The 17256-nt window shown below is 63.7% G+C and carries 16 protein-coding genes and 1 pseudogene; 7 read left to right on the top strand and 10 right to left on the bottom strand.

The genetic code is table 11. The annotated features are described in order from the left end of the window. Positions 1 to 2: 2 nt before the first annotated feature. The 3 genes from HV786_RS12280 to HV786_RS12270 form a co-directional block, all read right to left on the bottom strand. A complete protein-coding gene (locus HV786_RS12280; RefSeq protein WP_128829681.1) occupies positions 3 to 692 on the bottom strand; it encodes an amino acid ABC transporter permease in 690 nt (229 codons plus the stop codon). A gap of 1 nt (position 693) precedes the next feature. Next, positions 694 to 1458, bottom strand: a complete 765-nt coding sequence (locus HV786_RS12275) for an amino acid ABC transporter permease (RefSeq protein ID WP_128829680.1) — start codon at positions 1456 to 1458, stop codon at positions 694 to 696. 90 nt (positions 1459 to 1548) lie between these two features. Then, positions 1549 to 2460 carry an amino acid ABC transporter substrate-binding protein gene (locus HV786_RS12270; RefSeq protein ID WP_056327647.1) on the bottom strand — a complete coding sequence of 304 codons (912 nt, stop codon included), beginning with the start codon at positions 2458 to 2460 and terminating at the stop codon, positions 1549 to 1551. 171 nt (positions 2461 to 2631) lie between these two features. Here HV786_RS12270 and HV786_RS12265 point away from each other — a divergent pair, with 171 nt between their 5' ends. Then, positions 2632 to 3564, top strand: a complete 933-nt coding sequence (locus HV786_RS12265; RefSeq protein ID WP_062839305.1) for a LysR substrate-binding domain-containing protein — start codon at positions 2632 to 2634, stop codon at positions 3562 to 3564. A gap of 191 nt (positions 3565 to 3755) precedes the next feature. Here HV786_RS12265 and gyrB read toward each other — a convergent pair whose 3' ends face one another. The 3 genes from gyrB to dnaA form a co-directional block, all read right to left on the bottom strand. Beyond that, complete coding sequence (gyrB, locus tag HV786_RS12260; RefSeq protein ID WP_128829679.1) at positions 3756 to 6203, bottom strand: DNA topoisomerase (ATP-hydrolyzing) subunit B; 2448 nt, start codon at positions 6201 to 6203, stop codon at positions 3756 to 3758. A gap of 97 nt (positions 6204 to 6300) precedes the next feature. Continuing rightward, positions 6301 to 7410 carry a DNA polymerase III subunit beta gene (gene dnaN / locus HV786_RS12255; RefSeq protein WP_056327779.1) on the bottom strand — a complete coding sequence of 370 codons (1110 nt, stop codon included), beginning with the start codon at positions 7408 to 7410 and terminating at the stop codon, positions 6301 to 6303. Between the two features lie 2 nt (positions 7411 to 7412). Further along, positions 7413 to 8873: a chromosomal replication initiator protein DnaA gene (gene dnaA / locus HV786_RS12250; RefSeq protein ID WP_152383045.1), complete on the bottom strand. Its 1461-nt coding sequence runs from the start codon at positions 8871 to 8873 to the stop codon at positions 7413 to 7415. Between the two features lie 390 nt (positions 8874 to 9263). Between dnaA and rpmH the strand changes: the two genes are divergently transcribed. The 5 genes from rpmH to HV786_RS12225 all read left to right on the top strand — a co-directional run bounded on the left by rpmH (position 9264) and on the right by HV786_RS12225 (position 13600). Beyond that, a complete protein-coding gene (gene rpmH / locus HV786_RS12245) occupies positions 9264 to 9398 on the top strand; it encodes a 50S ribosomal protein L34 (protein ID WP_006228069.1) in 135 nt (44 codons plus the stop codon). Between the two features lie 107 nt (positions 9399 to 9505). Continuing rightward, complete coding sequence (locus HV786_RS12240) at positions 9506 to 9877, top strand: ribonuclease P protein component (RefSeq protein WP_056327643.1); 372 nt, start codon at positions 9506 to 9508, stop codon at positions 9875 to 9877. Beyond that, positions 9874 to 10146, top strand: a complete 273-nt coding sequence (yidD, locus tag HV786_RS12235) for a membrane protein insertion efficiency factor YidD (protein WP_128829678.1) — start codon at positions 9874 to 9876, stop codon at positions 10144 to 10146. Before HV786_RS12240 ends, yidD begins: the two co-directional genes overlap by 4 nt. A gap of 48 nt (positions 10147 to 10194) precedes the next feature. Beyond that, a complete protein-coding gene (yidC, locus tag HV786_RS12230; protein WP_062839302.1) occupies positions 10195 to 11871 on the top strand; it encodes a membrane protein insertase YidC in 1677 nt (558 codons plus the stop codon). 283 nt (positions 11872 to 12154) lie between these two features. Beyond that, a complete protein-coding gene (locus HV786_RS12225) occupies positions 12155 to 13600 on the top strand; it encodes a catalase (RefSeq protein ID WP_056327640.1) in 1446 nt (481 codons plus the stop codon). Between the two features lie 79 nt (positions 13601 to 13679). Here HV786_RS12225 and HV786_RS12220 read toward each other — a convergent pair. Next, positions 13680 to 13784, bottom strand: a pseudogene (locus tag HV786_RS12220) (LysR family transcriptional regulator); the annotation flags it as partial. A gap of 15 nt (positions 13785 to 13799) precedes the next feature. Next, positions 13800 to 14405, bottom strand: coding sequence for a glutathione transferase GstA (gstA, locus tag HV786_RS12215; RefSeq protein ID WP_128829677.1), 606 nt, complete (start codon positions 14403 to 14405; stop codon positions 13800 to 13802). A gap of 132 nt (positions 14406 to 14537) precedes the next feature. On the opposite strand from gstA, the gene HV786_RS12210 reads away from it, so the two are divergent. Next, the gene (locus HV786_RS12210) at positions 14538 to 15443 is read left to right on the top strand and encodes a LysR family transcriptional regulator (RefSeq protein WP_175210969.1); all 906 of its coding nucleotides are present in this window, start codon (positions 14538 to 14540) and stop codon (positions 15441 to 15443) included. Between the two features lie 92 nt (positions 15444 to 15535). Here HV786_RS12210 and HV786_RS12205 read toward each other — a convergent pair whose 3' ends face one another. Both HV786_RS12205 and HV786_RS12200 read right to left on the bottom strand, forming a co-directional pair. Continuing rightward, a complete protein-coding gene (locus HV786_RS12205; protein WP_128829676.1) occupies positions 15536 to 16414 on the bottom strand; it encodes an ABC transporter permease in 879 nt (292 codons plus the stop codon). 11 nt (positions 16415 to 16425) lie between these two features. Continuing rightward, entirely contained in the window at positions 16426 to 17256 is an 831-nt protein-coding gene (locus tag HV786_RS12200) for an ABC transporter ATP-binding protein (RefSeq protein WP_175210967.1), read from the bottom strand.

The raw sequence follows: 17256 nt of genomic DNA, 5'->3' as shown, positions 1-17256 counted from the left end.
GCTCAGCGCAGCACGCGCGTGCGCTTTTCCAGATGCTTGACCAGACGCGATGCCGTGAAGCAAATCACGAAATACACCACCGCCACGAAGAGATAAAGTTCGACCAGCCGCCCGTCGCGCTGGCCGATCTTGGACGCCGCGCCCAGAAAGTCGGTCAGCGACAGCACGTAGACCAGCGAGGTGTCCTGGAACAGGATGATGACGCGCGTGAGCAGCGCCGGCACCATGTTGCGCAGCGCCTGCGGCAGCACCACATACCGCATGCCTTGCCAATGGTTCAGGCCCAGCGCCATGCTGGCCGACACCTGGCCGCGTGCAATGGACTGGATGCCGGCGCGCATGATCTCGCAGAAGTACGCGGCCTCGAACAGCGTGAACGTGATCACCGCCGAATTGAACGCCCCTACGCGCAGCGGCGTGGGCGATCCCACGACCCATGCCGCTATGTACGGCATCAGGAAGTAGAACCAGAAGATCACCAAGAGAAGCGGGATCGACCGCATCATGTTCACGTAGATGCCTGCCGGCACCGACAGGATCTTGTAGCGCGACAGCCGCATCATCGCCAGAAGCGTGCCCAGCGCCAGCCCCATCACCGCCGCCAGCACGGTCAGCGTCAGCGTGAACGTCATGCCGGTCTGGAACAGGTACGGCAGCGCGCCCCAGATGACATCGAAATCGAATTTGCCCATGCTAGCGCCCCAATCCCGCGGGCGACTTTGCCGCCGTGCCGATCAGTCCGGGCACCGCGATGCGGCGCTCGAGCGTGCGCATCCCCAGCACGACGATGCCGTTCAGAATCAGGTAAATCACGGTCGCGGCCGAAAACGCCTCGAAGATGTGGAAACTGAACTCCGCCATCGACCGCGCCTGTCCGGTGAGCTCCAACAGGCCGATGGTCAGCGCCACCGACGAATACTTGATCGTGCCCATGAACTCCGAGGTCAGCGGCGGCAGCACGATGCGATAGGCCTCGGGCAGGATGATGTGGCGATAGACCTGCGCCTCGGTCAGGCCCAGGGCGGTCCCCGCCTGAAACTGGCCGCGCGGCAACGACTGGATGCCGGCGCGCAATTGCTCGGCCACGCGCGCCGAACCGTAAAAGCCCAGGCACAGCACCGCGGGCACGAACTGCCCCCACGGCTGCGGCATCTGCTTCATCGCCAGGCCCCATGCATGCGGCAGCAATTCGGGCAGCACGAAATACCACAGGAACATCTGCACCAGCAGCGGGACGTTGCGAAACAGTTCCACGTAGGTGGCGCCGATGGCGTTCATCAGACGGGACTGCACCGTGCGCATCACGCCCAGCCAGGATCCCAGCAGCAGCGAAAACACCCATGCCGTCAACGCCAGCGCAAGCGTCCAGCCCACGCCGATCAGGATCGTCTCCAGGAAGGTATGCACGCCGTCCGGCGACATCTCCAGGAAGACGCTCCAACTCCAGTTGTAATTCATGCACTCGCCCTTGATCGCGGCGCCGGTCGCTGCCGGCGTCCTTGCCCCTTCATGCGCCGCGGGGGCGCGCTGCGCCCCGCGGCATGCTGCTTACTCGTAGGCTTTGGGATCGCCCGAGTCGGTGGGGTTGGCCAACGCGCGCTTGAGCGCGTCGCTCATGGGGTACTTCAGGTTGATCTGCTTGGGCGGGATCGGCGAATTGAAGTACTTGTCGTACAGCGCGGCAACCTTGCCGGTCTTCATGAGATCGATCACGGCGTCGTCGACGACCTTCTTGAACTTCGGATCGTCCTTGGGCTGCATGATGCCGTAGGGCGCCATTTCCAGGCCCTTCTTGCCGATCACGAAGGCATCCGGGTTCTTGGACGACGCGACCGCGCCGTAGGCGATGCCGTCGTCATTGGCCGAACCGGCCGCGCGGCCCGATTCCACCATCAGGATGGTTTCAGCGGTGTCCTTTGTGGGCGCCATCGAAATGCCCAGGTTGCCCTGCGCATTCAGTTGCGAGATCAGCTTGAACGTCTGGCCGCCGGCCTGCGCCGCGATGGTCTTGCCGCGGAACGAGGACAGGTCATTGGGGTCCACGCCGCCGTCCTTGCGCGCCACCAGCACCACTTGCGCCACGAAGGTCGTGGGCGCGAACGACACCAGCTTGTGGCGCGCTTCGTTGTTGGTGGTGTTGCCGCATTCCAGATCGATCGTGCCGTTGGCCAGCAGCGGAATGCGCGTGGCCGACGTCGTCGGGTTGTAGCGCACTTCCAGCTTGGGCAGCTTCAGCGCGGCTTGCACGTACTTGGCGACTTCCTGGCAGATCTCGACCGTGTAGCCAATGGGCTTCTGATTGCCGTCCAGGTAAGCGAACGGCACCGACGTCTCGGGGTGGCCGAGCGTGATGACGCCGGTTTCCCGGATCTTGTCCAGACGGCTGGGACCTTCGGCATGAGCCGTCGCGGCGCTGCCCAGAAGGGTGGCGGCGACGGAGATCGCGGCAAGTGCTTTCATCTGATTCCCTTGGCGCCGTGCGTGCGGCGCGTGTTTATGTTCACGATCGGCGGATCCAGGCTTGCTGGTGACCGCCGCGTCCCGCGATGAGCCCCGCGGCTGGCAAAAAGTATCAACTAGCAGTATGGTTTTATCCAGTTCCAATCAAGTATTCCTCTATACGGATTTGACATGGCCATTCCCCGGATGGGCTTGCGACACATCGAGGCGTTCCGCGCCGTCATGATGACCGGTTCCATGACGGCGGCGGCCCGGCGAGTGCATACCTCGCAGCCGCACGTTAGCCGCTTAATTGCGCAATTGGAAGCCATCACCCAGTTTCCCTTGTTCGACCGCAATGGCAGCCGGCTCAGTCCGACCCAGGACGGCTCGCGCTTCTTTCAAGAGGTGGAAAAGACCTTCATCGGCCTGGCCGGCCTGGAATCGGCGGCGGCCAGCATCCGCTCGTTCAGCGCCAGCCGCCTGAGCGTGGCCGCCATGCCGCGCCTGGCGGGCGGCCTCTTGGCGCGCATCGTGGCCGCCTTCAAGACCGAGTACCCGGAGGTCATGGTGGCGATCCACTCGGGCAACGCCAGCACGGTCCACAACTGGATCAGTTCGGGCTTCTGCGACACTGGCCTGGCCATGCTGTCGGGCGAAACCCCAGGCATCCAGGTCGAACCCGTCCTCACGATGAGCTGCGTGGCCGTGCTGCCGCGCGGACACCGCCTGGCCAAACTGAAAAAGCTCAAGCCCGCCGACTTCGCGGGCGAGCCCTTCATCGCCTTTCCCAGCGGCACGCCGCTGCGCGAAAAGATCGACGCCGTCTTCAAGTCCGCCAAGGTCGAACGCCACACGGTGGCCGAGGCCGGACTGGGTTCGTCGGTCTGCGCGCTGGTGGGCGCGGGCCTGGGCGTGGCGCTGATCAACCCGCTGGCCGCACGCGAGGAATACGAAGCCAACGGCGTCGAGGTCCGCCCGTTCAGCCCGGCGGTGCCGGTCACGGTGGCGCTACTGTATCCGCCGTATCACACGCGCACGCGCCTGGTCAGCGTGTTTTCACGCTACGCGCATCAGCTCATGCTGGAGGAAATGGGAGACCTGAAGGCGCGGCCGCCCAGGTAGAAGGGCGCTACGGCGGGACGCCAGGGCCAGGTAAGCCAGGTGTCTGACACCCGCTGAGACACCACCGCAAGCCCCCGATCATCTCCCCAGGGTGTCAGACACCGTTGCGGCAAGTCTGGAAGACTCTCGGGGCCACAAAACCAAAGGCCAGCCCTCTCGGGCTGGCCTTTGGTGACAAAGCAGGCGTGCGATCAGGCGTCGATGTTACCCGCCGACAGCGCGTGCGTTTCGATGAAGTTGCGGCGCGGTTCGACGTCGTCGCCCATCAGCGTGGTGAAGACTTCGTCGGCCGCAATGGCGTCCTCAATCTGCACGCGCAGGAGACGGCGCACCTTCGGGTCCATCGTGGTTTCCCACAGCTGCTCGGGGTTCATTTCACCCAGACCCTTGTAGCGCTGCTTGGAGATGCTGCGGTCGGCTTCGCTGCGCAGCCATTGCATAGCCTCGCGGAAGTCGGACACCGGCTGCTCCTTGCGCTTGTCACCTTCGCCGCGGGCGGCCAGCGAGCGCGGACCGACCTTGCCCAGGAAGCTCTTGGCGGCCTTGGACAGGATGGCGTAATCCGAGCCATTGATGAAGTCGGCGTCGATGATGCTGACGCGCACGTTGCCGTGATGCATGCGCTGCACGGACAGGCGATGGCGTTCGGTGGCCTCGTCGAACTGCGGCACGACTTCGACGCCGTTGCCGTTGACGGGATCGCGCATCGCGTCGGCCAACCGCTTGGCGGAGTCCGCGGCGGCCTCGGCCGTATCCAGATTGATCTCCACGCCTTCGGCCATGGCCGACAGCGCGCCCACGTCGAACACGCGCGACAGACGCGCGATGACGCCGTCGGCCGCCACGTACTGGCGGGCAAGGTCGTTCAGCTCTTCGCCGCGGATGATGTTGCCGCCCGAGATGATCTCGGCGTCCTTCAGGGCGAGCGTCAGCATGAACTGCGCTTCTTCCTGGTCATCCTTCAGATAGCGCTCTTCGCGGCCAACCTTGACCTTATAGAGCGGCGGCTGAGCGATGTACACATAGCCGCGCTGCACCAGCTCGGGCATCTGGCGGTACAGCAGCGTGAGCAGCAGGGTGCGGATGTGCGCGCCGTCCACGTCCGCGTCGGTCATGATGATGAGGCGGTGGTAGCGCAGCTTTTCCACGTTGAAATCCGGGCCGATGCTGGTGCCCAGCGCCGTGATCAGCGTGGCAATCTGTTCGCTAGCGATCAGGCGGTCAAAGCGTGCCTTCTCGACGTTCAGCACCTTGCCGCGCAGCGGCAGGATGGCCTGGAACTTGCGGTCGCGGCCTTGCTTGGCCGAGCCGCCTGCGGAGTCGCCCTCGACGATGTACAGCTCGCACAGCGCGGGGTCCTTCTCCTGGCAGTCGGCCAGCTTGCCGGGCAGGCCGGCGCCTTCCAGCACGCTCTTGCGGCGCGTCATCTCGCGCGCCTTGCGCGCGGCTTCGCGGGCGCGGGCGGCCTCGACGATCTTGTTGCACAGGGCCTTGGCGTCGTTCGGGTGTTCGAGCAGCCAGGTTTCCAGCGTGCGGGCCACGGCTTCTTCAACGGCCGGACGCACTTCGCTGGACACCAGCTTGTCCTTGGTCTGGCTGCTGAACTTGGGCTCGGGCACCTTCACCGACAGCACGCAGGCCAGGCCTTCGCGCATGTCGTCGCCGGACGTCTCGACCTTGGCCTTCTTGGCCAGTTCGTTGTCGGTGATGTACTTGTTGATGATGCGCGTCATCGCGGCGCGCAGGCCGGTCAGGTGCGAACCGCCGTCGCGCTGCGGGATGTTGTTGGTAAAGCACAGCACGCTTTCGCTATAGCTGTCGTTCCACTGCATCGCCACTTCCACGCCCACGGACACGCCGCCGGCCGCGGACTCGGTGCTAACCGAAAACACGTTCGGATGCAGCACGGTCTTGGCGCGATTGATGTATTCGACGAAACCCTTCACGCCGCCCGAGAAGGCGAAGTTCTCTTCCTTGCCCTGACGCTGGTCGATCAGGCGGATCTTGACGCCGTTGTTCAGGAACGAGAGCTCGCGCAGGCGCTTGGAGAGGATCTCGTAGTGGTATTCGATGTTGTTGAAGATGATCGGATCGGCCAAGAAGCGCACTTCGGTGCCGCGCTTGTCGGTCGTGCCGGTCACGGCCAGGGGCGCCACGCGCTCGCCCTGGCGGAATTCCATCTGGTGCACCTGGCCGTTGCGGCGGATGGTGAGACGCAGCCATTCGGACAGTGCGTTCACGCAGGACACGCCCACGCCGTGCAGGCCGCCGGACACCTTGTACGAGTTCTGGTCGAACTTGCCGCCGGCGTGCAGTTCGGTCATGACGATTTCGGCCGCGCTGCGGTGGAATTCGTCGTCCTTGTGGATATCGGTCGGGATGCCGCGGCCGTTGTCCGTGACGGAAATGGAATTGTCGGTGTGGATCGTGACGACGATGTCGTCGCAATAGCCGGCCAGGGCTTCGTCGATGGCGTTATCGACGACCTCAAACACCATGTGGTGCAGGCCCGTGCCGTCGGACGTGTCGCCGATGTACATGCCGGGGCGCTTGCGCACGGCCTCCAGCCCCTTGAGCATCTTGATCGAGTCAGCGCCGTAGCCGCTGGTCTCGGGAGTGGTGTTCTGCTGATCTGACATGTCTGTATCGATAACGCTTTAAAGAACGGCCTGGCGGCCGGACCGCCCGCGGACCAACCGGTCCGCAAGCGGCACAAACCCACGGGGGGAGTGCGGATCAGATCCGCATGGGCATGACGACGTACTTGAACTGGTCGTCTTCGGGCAGGGTGATGAGCGCCGACGCGTTGGCATCGGGCATGACCGACCACTGGATGTTGTCGACCTTCACGTTGGACAGCACGTCGAGCAGGTAGCCGACGTTAAAGCCCACGTCCAGCGCTTCATGGCTGTAGTCGATGTCGATTTCTTCCTGCGCCTCTTCCTGCTCGGCGTTCGAGGACGAGATCTTCATCTGGTTCTGCGCCAGTTGCAGGCGCACGCCCTTGAACTTGTCCGTGGTCAGGATGGCGGCGCGCTGCAGGCTGCCCTGAAGCGCTTCGCGGCCGACGAGGAAATGGCGCGTGTAGTTCGTGGGGATCACGCGCGTGAAATCGGGGAACTTGCCTTCGACCAGCTTGGAGACCAGCTCGACGTCGCCAAAACGGAAACGGATCTGGCCCGGCGCCACGTCGATGGAGACGGTCTCGTCGGAGTCTTCCAGCAGGCGCTGCATTTCTAGCACGGTCTTGCGCGGCACGATGACTTCGTGGCGCTCGGCGATGCCGTCGGCTTCGGTCGAGCAATGCGCCAGGCGGTGACCGTCGGTGGCCACGGCGCGCACGCGGCCCGGTTCAAACACCAGCAGCATGCCGTTCAGGTAGTAGCGGATGTCCTGCTGGGCCATGGCGAAATGCACCATGTTGAACAGGTGGCGCAGGGTGCGCTGCGGCATGGTCAGCGACACGTCCCACTGCTCGGGCTGAGCGACGGTGGGGAACTCGCTGGCGGCCAGCGTCTGCAGCGCAAAGCGGCTCTTGGCGGATTGCACCGACAGCTTGTTGCTGGCCAGGGCCAGGCGCACGTCGCCGGTATCGGGCAGGGCTTTCAGGATGTCCAGCAGCTTGCGCGCGGCCACCGTGGTGGACTCGTTGTCCTGGCCGACACCAAAGTCGGCGTGCGTGGTGATCTGCACTTCCAGGTCGGTCGCAATGAAGGCAACCTTGTTGCCTTCCTTGCGCATCAGGATGTTCGCAAGAATGGGCAGGGTATGACGTCTTTCGACGATGCCCGCCACAGTCGACAGCGGTTTCAGCAATGCATCGCGTGTGGTTTGTACGAGTTGCATGTTCATCCTTTTAGAGTTTGTTCCAACACGTGCAGGGTATGGTTGAGCTCCGCTTGCTTGGCGCGGGCATCGGAAATCTTGCGAACGGCGTGCAGCACCGTGGTGTGATCACGGCCGCCGAATAAATCGCCGATTTCCGGCAGGCTTTTCTGGGTCAGCTCCTTGGCCAGGTACATCGCGACCTGGCGCGGCAAGGCGATATTGGCCGGCCGGCGTTTCGAGTACATGTCGGCGACCTTGATCTTGTAGAAGTCCGCCACCGTCTTCTGGATGTTTTCGACGGTGATCTGGCCGTTGGACACCGACAGCAGATCCTTCAGCGCTTCCTTGCAGACATCGACCGTCAGCACGTCGCGGCCGTGGAAACGCGCATAGGCAAGCACCTTGCGCAGCGCGCCTTCCAGTTCGCGCACGTTGCTGCGCAGATGCTTGGCGATGAAGAACGCCACTTCCTCGGGCATGGGCACGCCTTCGGACTCGGCCTTGCGCAGCAGGATCGCCACGCGCATCTCCAGTTCCGGCGGCTCGATGGCCACCGTCAGGCCCGAGTCGAAGCGCGAGATCAGGCGGCTGTCGATGCCCGACAGTTCCTTCGGATACGTATCGCTGGTGATGATGATCTGCTTGCGCTGCGCAACCATCGCCTCGAACGCGTAGAAGAATTCTTCCTGCGTGCGGTTCTTGCCGGAGAAGAACTGGATATCGTCGATCAGCAGCAGATCGAGCGAATGGTAGTAACGCTTGAAGTCGTCGAACGCCTTGCGCTGATAGGCCTTCACCACGTCGGACACATACTGGTCCGCATGCACGTAGCGCACGCGCACCCCGGTGCCCGCCGCGACCATGGCGTTGCCGATGGCGTGGATCAGGTGGGTCTTGCCCAGGCCGACGCCGCCATACAGGAACAGCGGGTTGTACGAGGTGCCCGGGTTTTCGGCGACCTGCAGCGCGGCGGCGCGCGCGAGCTGGTTGGCCTTACCGGTCACGAAGTTCTCGAACGTGAGGTCGGTGTTCAGGCGCGACCGCTCGTACACGATGTTGGCGGCGTCCGCGTTCACGGCCTGCGCAGCGGCGGTCGTGGCGGGCGCCGGCGGCGCGGTCGTCACGGTGACGGTCACTGGCGGCGCGGCGCCGGAGGGGGGAGCCGCGGACAGGTGCGGTTGCTGGGCGGGCTGCTGGGCGCGCACGGGCGCGACCGGCATGCGCGGTGCGGCGCCGTGCGAAGGCAGCTCGAACAGAACCTGCACCGGACGCTTGAACCACTCCGCGGCCAACGCTTCGATCTGGTGGGAAAAGTTCTTGCGCACCCAATCCAGCTTGAAGCGGTTGGGCGCGGCAACGCGCAGCACCGCCTGCGTTTCGTCGTACGCAAGCGGGACCAGCGGTCGTATCCACGCGCTGATTTGTTGGGGGGGGAGTTCCTGCTCAAGACGACTGACGCAGGTCTGCCAGAATTCTTTCATGTCGCTCTTATTCAAACCTCGATTCTACCTTGCCTGGGCTGGGGTTATCCACAGGGAGGGCCATAAGCGTCTACATGGCGCCCCCTTAACTGTTTGACAAGACAGGGAAAACTTGCTGAAATGGTGGGCTTTTCCGAATTCTGTCTGTCAGAAGGTTTCGCAGAAAGCTGGCCGGACACGCTCCTACAAGAGCAATTTGTCCGGTTTTTAGCTTTGCTGAATAGGTCGCCCGAGATGAAATTCTCGGTACAGAGCCCCGTCTTAGAGTCGTTTTTTGCACCGGTTGCGAAACCCGTTGCAAAAATGCTCCTAGATACCCGCTTCTGCTTAGCGCGACGTGGAACCCTCCGGGCAGGTCCCTTCTGACTTTGTTCTTTTTGTGGATCGTCCATGAAACGCACCTACCAACCTTCCGTTACCCGCCGCAAGCGCACCCATGGCTTTCGCGTGCGCATGAAAACCCGCGCTGGCCGCGCGATCCTGAGCGCCCGTCGCGCCAAGGGCCGCAAGCGTCTGGCCGTCTAAGTCCAGTTTTCCGGTTTTCCGGAATCTGACTTTCGCACGGACCGACCATATTGCAAGACCTCTCGCAATCCTGTCCCGGTTCCGCGCAACCGCCTGACCCGCAGTCCATGCCGCGCTCCACGCTTCCTCCGGAGGCGCGGCTGCATCGCCCCTCCGAGTTTGCCGCCGCCCTCAAAGGCCGGCGTCTTGCCCGAGGGGCATTCTTCATTGTGAGCGCGGCTCCCAATGATCTGCCTCCCGGCCAGGACGCCTGTGCTCGCCTGGGGCTCGTCATCGCCAAGCGGTTTGCCGCCCACGCTACCACGCGCAACGCCTTGAAGCGGGTCATCCGTGAAGCGTTCCGCCATCGGCGCCTGGCGCTGCCGGCGAAAGATTACGTCGTGCGCCTGCACAGCAAGGTCGCTCCCGCCACGCTCACGGCGCTTAAACGCGCCGCCAGAGCCGAAGTGGACGCTCACTTTGAGCGCATCGCGCGATGATCAAGGCTCTACTCATTGCCCCGATCCGGTTCTACAGGTTTTTCCTGAGTCCCTGGATTGGCAGGCAGTGCCGTTTTACTCCGACCTGCTCGGCGTACGCGATCGAAGCGATCGAGCGCCACGGTGCATGGCGCGGCTTCTGGATGGCGGTCCGGCGCATAGGCCGGTGCCATCCCTGGTCACCCGGCGGGCTGGATCCTGTTCCGCCGGCCAAGGGAACCAACGACGCCCCGTGCTGCTCCCACAGCCACCGCATCGAGCACGATTGACGCTAAACTGGCGGGCTTTGCTGGCCCGTATTCACTTCAGTAGGCACCATGGATATCCGACGAACCGTCCTCTGGATGATTTTTTCCTTTTCGCTGTTGCTCCTTTGGAACAACTGGCAAATCCATAACGGCAAGCCGTCGCTGTTCGGGGCCCCGCCCGCGGCCAGCACGACCGAATCTCCGGCTGCCGCCAACAATGCGACGCCGTCCGTGCCCAGCGCGCCGACCGCGACCGCCGCGCCGGCCTCCACAGTGCCTGGCGCCGCTACCCCCGTCCCCACACGTTCCGAAGAAGTCGTCATCACCACCGACGTGCTGCGCCTGACCTTCGACACGATGGGCGCCCAGCTGGTTCGCGCCGAGCTGCTGAAGTATCCGGCCACCGGCCAGCCCGACAAGCCCACGGTGCTTCTGGACCGCTCGGCGGGCCTGAACTACGTGGTGCAGACCGGCGTGGTCGGCGCACCCAGCGGCCAGAGCTTCCCCACGCACCAGACGCCGTTCCGCCTGGTCTCGCAAGAACGCGAACTGACCGGCGACAACCTGGTCGTCACGTTCGAAGGCGAATCCGGCGGCGTGAAGGTCACCAAGACGTTCACCCTGCATCGCGGCCGCTACGACATCGACGTGCGCCATGACCTGGCCAACGTCGGCGCCGCCCCCGTGGCCCCGTCCCTGTATCTGCAGATCGAGCGCGACGGCAACGATCCGGCCGATACGTCCAGCTTCTATCACACGTTCACGGGCTTTGCCGTCTACTCGGAACAGGACAAGTTCCAGAAGAGCACGTTCAGCGACATCCAGAAGAAGAAGGCCAGCTACATCAAGCAGGCGGACAACGGCTGGATCGCCGTGGTCCAGCACTACTTCGCCACGGCCTGGGTGCCCCCGCAAGGCAAGCCGCGCACGAACGAACTGCTCGAAGTCCAGCCGAACCTGTACGCCGGCCGCAGCATCGAAGCCGTCGGCGAGATCGCCCCGGGCGCCGCCGCACGTGTCGACTCGCATCTGTGGGTCGGTCCGCAAGACCAGAAGGCCATGGCCGCGCTGGCTCCGGGCCTGGAACTGGTCGTCGACTACGGCTGGCTGACCATCATCGCCAAGCCGCTCTTTACCCTGATGACCTGGCTGCATTCCATCCTGGGCAACTGGGGCTGGACGATCGTCGCGCTGACCGTGCTGATCAAGGCCGTGTTCTACCCCCTGGCCGCCGCCAGCTACCGCTCGATGGCCCGCATGAAGCAGGTGGCTCCGCGCCTGCAGGCCCTGAAGGAAAAGTACGGCGACGACAAGCAGAAACTCAATGCGGCCATGATGGAGATGTACCGCACCGAGAAGATCAACCCGCTGGGCGGCTGCTTGCCGATGGTGGTTCAGATTCCGGTGTTCATCTCGCTGTACTGGGTGCTGCTGGCCAGCGTGGAAATGCGCGGCGCGCCGTGGATCCTGTGGGTGCACGACCTGTCCGTCCGCGATCCGTTCTTCATTCTGCCCGCCATCATGATGGCGACCATGTTCCTGCAGATCAAACTGAACCCGACGCCGCCGGATCCCATCCAGGCCAAGGTCATGATGATCATGCCGCTGGTGTTCGGCGGGATGATGTTCTTCTTCCCGGCCGGCTTGGTGCTGTACTGGTGCGTCAACAACATCCTGTCGATTGCACAGCAGTGGTCCATCACCCGCGCCATCCAGAAGAAGTCGGAAGTGGCGGCCAATCGCTGATCGCCCTTCAGAAACAAGAAACCGGCCTTTCGAGGCCGGTTTTTTTTCGCCCGTTGCGACTGAAACGCGGAGGGCACGCTCAGCACTTTCCATGCCCACAAGGCTTATACATAGGTATTACTTATCGCCAAAGCAGGATCAATCAACTTCACACAGCCAACCATGGCACCTATGATGGCTCTGAATTTGCCCTCCGGCGTCCTGCCCGCCGGAGTTTTTGCTGCAACGCGCGCGGCCCGCAAGGCGGATCCGCGACATCCAGGAATGACTTAGGGAGTGTGCCATGACCGACAAGAAGCCTTTGACCACCGCCTCGGGCGCCCCAGTGCCGGACAACAACAACACCTTGACCGCCGGCCCCCGCGGTCCCGCCCTGCTGGAAGATTTCTGGCTCATTGAAAAACTTGCCCACTTCGACCGCGAACGCATCCCCGAGCGCGTCGTCCACGCCAAGGGCTCCGGCGCCTACGGCACCTTTACCGTCACCCACGACATCAGCCGCTACACCCGCGCCAAGATCTTTTCCCAGGTCGGCAAGCAGACGCCGCTGTTTCTGCGCTTTTCGACGGTCGCCGGCGAACGCGGCGCCGCCGACGCCGAACGCGACGTGCGCGGATTTGCGATCAAGTTCTACACCGAGGAAGGCAACTGGGACCTGGTGGGCAACAACACGCCGGTCTTCTTCATCCGCGACCCCCTGAAGTTCCCCGACTTTATCCACACCCAGAAGCGCGATCCGAAGACCAACCTGCGCAACGCCACGGCCGCCTGGGACTTCTGGTCGCTCAACCCCGAATCCCTGCATCAGGTCACCACGCTGATGAGCGATCGCGGCATCCCCGCCAACCTGCGCCAACAGCACGGATTCGGCTCGCACACGTTCAGCTTCATCAACGCCAACAACGAGCGCTTCTACGTGAAGTTCCATTTCAAGTCGCAGCAGGGCATCGCCTGTCTGACGGACGAGGAAGCCGCGCAGGTCGTCGCCCATGACCGCGAAAGCTCGCAGCGCGACCTGTTCCAGAACATCGAAGAGGGCAACTTCCCGAAGTGGACGCTGAAGGTGCAGATCATGCCCGAAGCCGAAGCGGCGACGTATCACATCAACCCCTTTGACCTGACCAAGGTCTGGCCGCATGGCGACTATCCGCTGATCGAAGTCGGCGTGCTGGAACTGAACCGCAACCCCGAAAACTACTTCGCCGAGGTCGAGCAGGCTGCGTTCACGCCGGCAAACGTGGTGCCGGGCATCGGCTTCTCGCCGGACAAGATGCTGCAGGGACGCCTGTTCTCGTACGGCGACACGCACCGCTATCGCCTGGGCATCAACCATCACCAGATCCCGGTGAACGCGCCCAAGTGCCCGTTCCACAGCTTCCATCGCGACGGCGCGGGCCGCGTGGATGGCAACGCCGGCGCCACGATCAACTACGAGCCCAACAGCGCGGGCGAGTGGAAGGAAACCCCGTCCGCCGCCGAACCGCCGCTGGCGCTGGACGGCCAGGCCGCGGCCCGCTGGAACCATCGGGTCGACGACGACTACTACTCGCAGCCAGGCGCGTTGTTCCGCCTGATGACGCCGGCGCAGCAGGAACAGCTCTTTGGCAACATCGGCCGCCACATGGCGGGCGTGCCGGAAGTCATCCAGCGCCGCCAGCTGGACCACTTCAAGAAGGCCGACCCGGCCTATGCCGAAGGCGTGGCCAAGGCGCTGGGGTTGAAGCTGTAAACGTTACGCGCCAATCGTAAGAAAAGGGGGCGGCATCATCATGGCCGCCCCCTTTTTCATTTCACCCTGACTCCAGCCCCGCATTTCGCCGCGGTGATTGCCTGATATGCAACTTCTCCGCTGCACGGTCGAAGAGCAGTTCTTCGGCAACCGCCAGGAAGCAGCGCAGATGCCGAAATTGCATCGCGCCCTCTCGTCGCTACTGCAAGGCTTCGGCCCGTAACGCGGCCTGCACGGCAGGCCGAGCGCCGACCCGCTTCACATAGGCCGGCAGCGCAGGCCAGCGGCTGAGGTCGATAGAGAAGAAAGTGCACCAGCCCAGCACGGTGAACAGGTAGGCATCGGCCACGCTGAAAGCTGCACCGGCCAAATATTCCTGCCGCGCCAGGGTGTCTTGCAGGTAGTCGAATCGCTTGAACAGTTTTTCGCGGAAAAACGCTTTGGCTTCCTCGGGTAACGCAGCGTTGAACAGCGGAGCCGAACCAGCGTGGATTTCGCTGGTGACGAAGTTCAGCCACTCTTGCAGGCGCACCCGCTCCGAGGTGCCCGCAGCTGGTGCCAGTCCGTTCTCCGGCTTGAGGTCGGCTAGGTACTGCACGATGGCCGGGCCTTCGGTCAGGACTTGGCCATCGTCCAGTTCCAACGCGGCGACGTAGCCCTTTGGGTTTACGGAGCGGAAGTCGCGGCCGTCGGCGGTCTGTTTGGTTTTATTGTCTACCTTGACCAGCTCGAATGGCAGGTCTAGTTCGCGCAGCACGATGTGCGGGGAAAGCGAGCAGGTATAGGGGGCGTAATACAGCTTCATGAAGACTCCGATGGGAAGTTGAAAGCCAGTCGCGCGGGACGTTGCGTGCGCTGCATGCCAATGTGCTTGCGGAGAGCAGTTCTGTAAAATTAATGTTTAATCTTTAATGTATTAGCTGAACTACTGAAAATCATGATGAACCTCCTGCACTGGCGCTTGCTGGTGGTCGTGGCCGAGGTGGGCAACATCTCGCGAGCTGCTGAGCGCGTGGGCATCACCCAGTCCGGTGCCAGCCAGGCCATCGCCCAGTTGGAAGCCGCGCTGGGTTTCCAGGTGTTCTCCCGGGAGCCGCGGCATGTCGGCGTCACGGCGCTGGGCGAGCAGGTCATCGAGCACGCGAGCGCCATGCTGGAACGGCTTGACGCCATCCGTGTACTGGCCGATGACAGCCAAGGATTGAGCGGCGGGCGCATCCGTCTGGCGAGCTTTCCGTCGGTGATTTCGACGTTGCTGCCCGGCCTGCTGCGCGACTTCCAACGCCGTCATCCCGGCATCGAACTGGTGGCACTGGAAGGCACAGACGAGGAAGTGGAAGACTGGTTGGCCACCGGCACCGTTGATTTGGGTGTGGTGCTGAACCCCGCGCCGAGCCGGGCGGCGGCGATGCTAGGGCACGATGCCTGGGTGGCGGTGTTGCCGGCCAGCCATCCGCTGGGGCGTCGCGCTAGCGAGAGCGGCGTCACGCTGGAAGAACTGGCCGCGCAGCCCTTCATCCTCGCCACCGGCGGCTGCGCCGTGAATGGGCAGAGGCTGGTCGAACAAGCAGGCCTGCACCTGTCAGACTTGCGGGTGACTGTGCGCGATTGGGCCAGCGCTTGCGTACTGGTGCGCGAAGGCATGGGCGTGGCGTTGGTGCCTGAATCGACCTTGCCCGTTGAGCAGCGCGGCCTGCGCGTGATGCCGCTGGTGCCAGTAATCCACCGCGAGTTCGGCCTAGTGTGCTCGGATGCCGGGAAGACATCGCGGCCGGTTCAAGCGCTGCTGGAAGGGCTGCTGGAAGGGCTGCTGCGCAAAGATGGATCTGCCGGCAAAAGATAGCTGCCGGTGCTATCCGATTGCGGGCCTACGCTACCTCCCAAGCACCGTCGCGGCGATCCGTTTTCATTCTGATCGCTCGATCACTGCAACCATCACCGCTGCATTCCCCAACGCCGAACCGTCAACCGTTCCAGCGTATCAAACGCCAGGTTTTCCACAAGCAGGCCAATGATGACCACCGCGGCCAGGCCTGCGAACACCCGGTCTGTGTATAACTCGTTGCAGTTCTGAAAGATGTACCAGCCCAGCCCGCCCTTGCCGCTGGATGCGCCAAACACCAGCTCCGCGGCGATCAGCGTGCGCCACGCAAACGCCCAACCAATCTTCAAGCCGGCCAGAATGGCGGGCAGGGCGGCCGGCACCAGAATCTGCAGCACATAGCGCAACCCGGTCAGCCCGTAATTGCGCCCCGCCATCCGCAGGGTGTCAGACACCCCCAGAAAGCCCGCATACATGTTCAGCGCCAACGCCCACAGCACGGAGTGGATCAGCACGAACACCAGGCTGCCTTCGCCCAACCCGAACCACAGCAACGCCAGCGGCAGCAGGGCAATCGCAGGCAAGGGGTTGAACATCGCCGTCAGGGTGGACAGCAGATCGCGGCCGAACCGCGTGGACACCGCCAGCGTCGTCAGCACGAAGGCCAGCACCACACCCGCCAGATAGCCCTGCACCAGCACCCGCAGCGATTGCCCGGCGCGCGCCAGCAGCTCGCCGCTGGTCACGCCTTGCACAAAAGCCTGGGCTGTCTGCCAAGCCCCGGGCAAAAGCAGATCGTTGTCGGTATAGCGCGCCGCCAGTTCCCAAAGCCCCGCCAACAGGGCAAGAATCACCCCCTTGCGCACGCTGGCATGCTGCCACACCCGCTCGTGCCAAGGCAGCGGCGTCTCGGCGGCTTGCGGGGGCAGGGGCGGCAGGTCGTATTCCACCTCGGGGCGGATGAACGCCGATCCGGCATGGCCGATGCTCATGCGCGCTCCTTTCATGCCGCCGCACGCTCGGCCTGAGCCAGCGGCGGGGTATCGAACAACAGGTCGTGAATGCGGCGCGACGCCGCCTGGAAGGCGGCCGATCCCTGGCTGTGCAGGTCAAAGGCATGCGCATTCAGTTCGGCGCGCACACGGCCCGGATGCGGGGACAGCAACAGAATGCGGCTGCCCAGCACCAGCGCTTCTTCGATCGAATGCGTGACAAACAGCAGCGTGAACCGCACGTCGTCCCACAGCGCCATCAGTTCTTCCTGCATGCGCCGCCGCGTCAGCGCATCCAGCGCCGCAAACGGCTCATCCATCAGCAGCACGCGCGGCTGCATGGCCAGCGCCCGCGCAATGGCCACGCGCTGCTTCATGCCGCCGGAAAGCGTGTGGGGATACGCATCGGCAAACGCCGCCAGTCCGACCTTGTCCAGGTAGTGCATCGCCCGTTCGTCGGCCTCGCGCCGATTGAGCTTGCGCGACGCCACCAGCGGAAACGCCACGTTCTGGCGCAGCGTCTTCCACGGCGGCAGCTGGTCGAACTCCTGGAATACCACGATGCGGTCCGGGCCCGGACCTTGCACGGTCTTGCCGTCGATCGCGATCCGTCCCTCGGTCGGTTCGATGAATCCGGCGATCGCCTTGAGCAGGGTCGATTTCCCGCAGCCGGACGGCCCCAAAAGGATGAATCGCTCGGCGCCATGCACGTCGAAGCTGACCTGATGGGTCGCCCGCACCCGCCGTTCACGCGTCTTATATTCGATCGACACCTTATCCACAGCCAGCAAAGGCGTGGGCCGATCAACGTTATCCACAGGGGTGGCGCGGCTCACGGGCAT

The organism is Achromobacter mucicolens, assembly GCF_902859725.1.
In the GTDB taxonomy this organism is placed as follows: Bacteria; Pseudomonadota; Gammaproteobacteria; order Burkholderiales; family Burkholderiaceae_B; genus Achromobacter; species Achromobacter mucicolens.
Note: the sequence above shows the minus strand (reverse complement) of the source record. Positions and strands in the feature narration are given on the sequence as shown.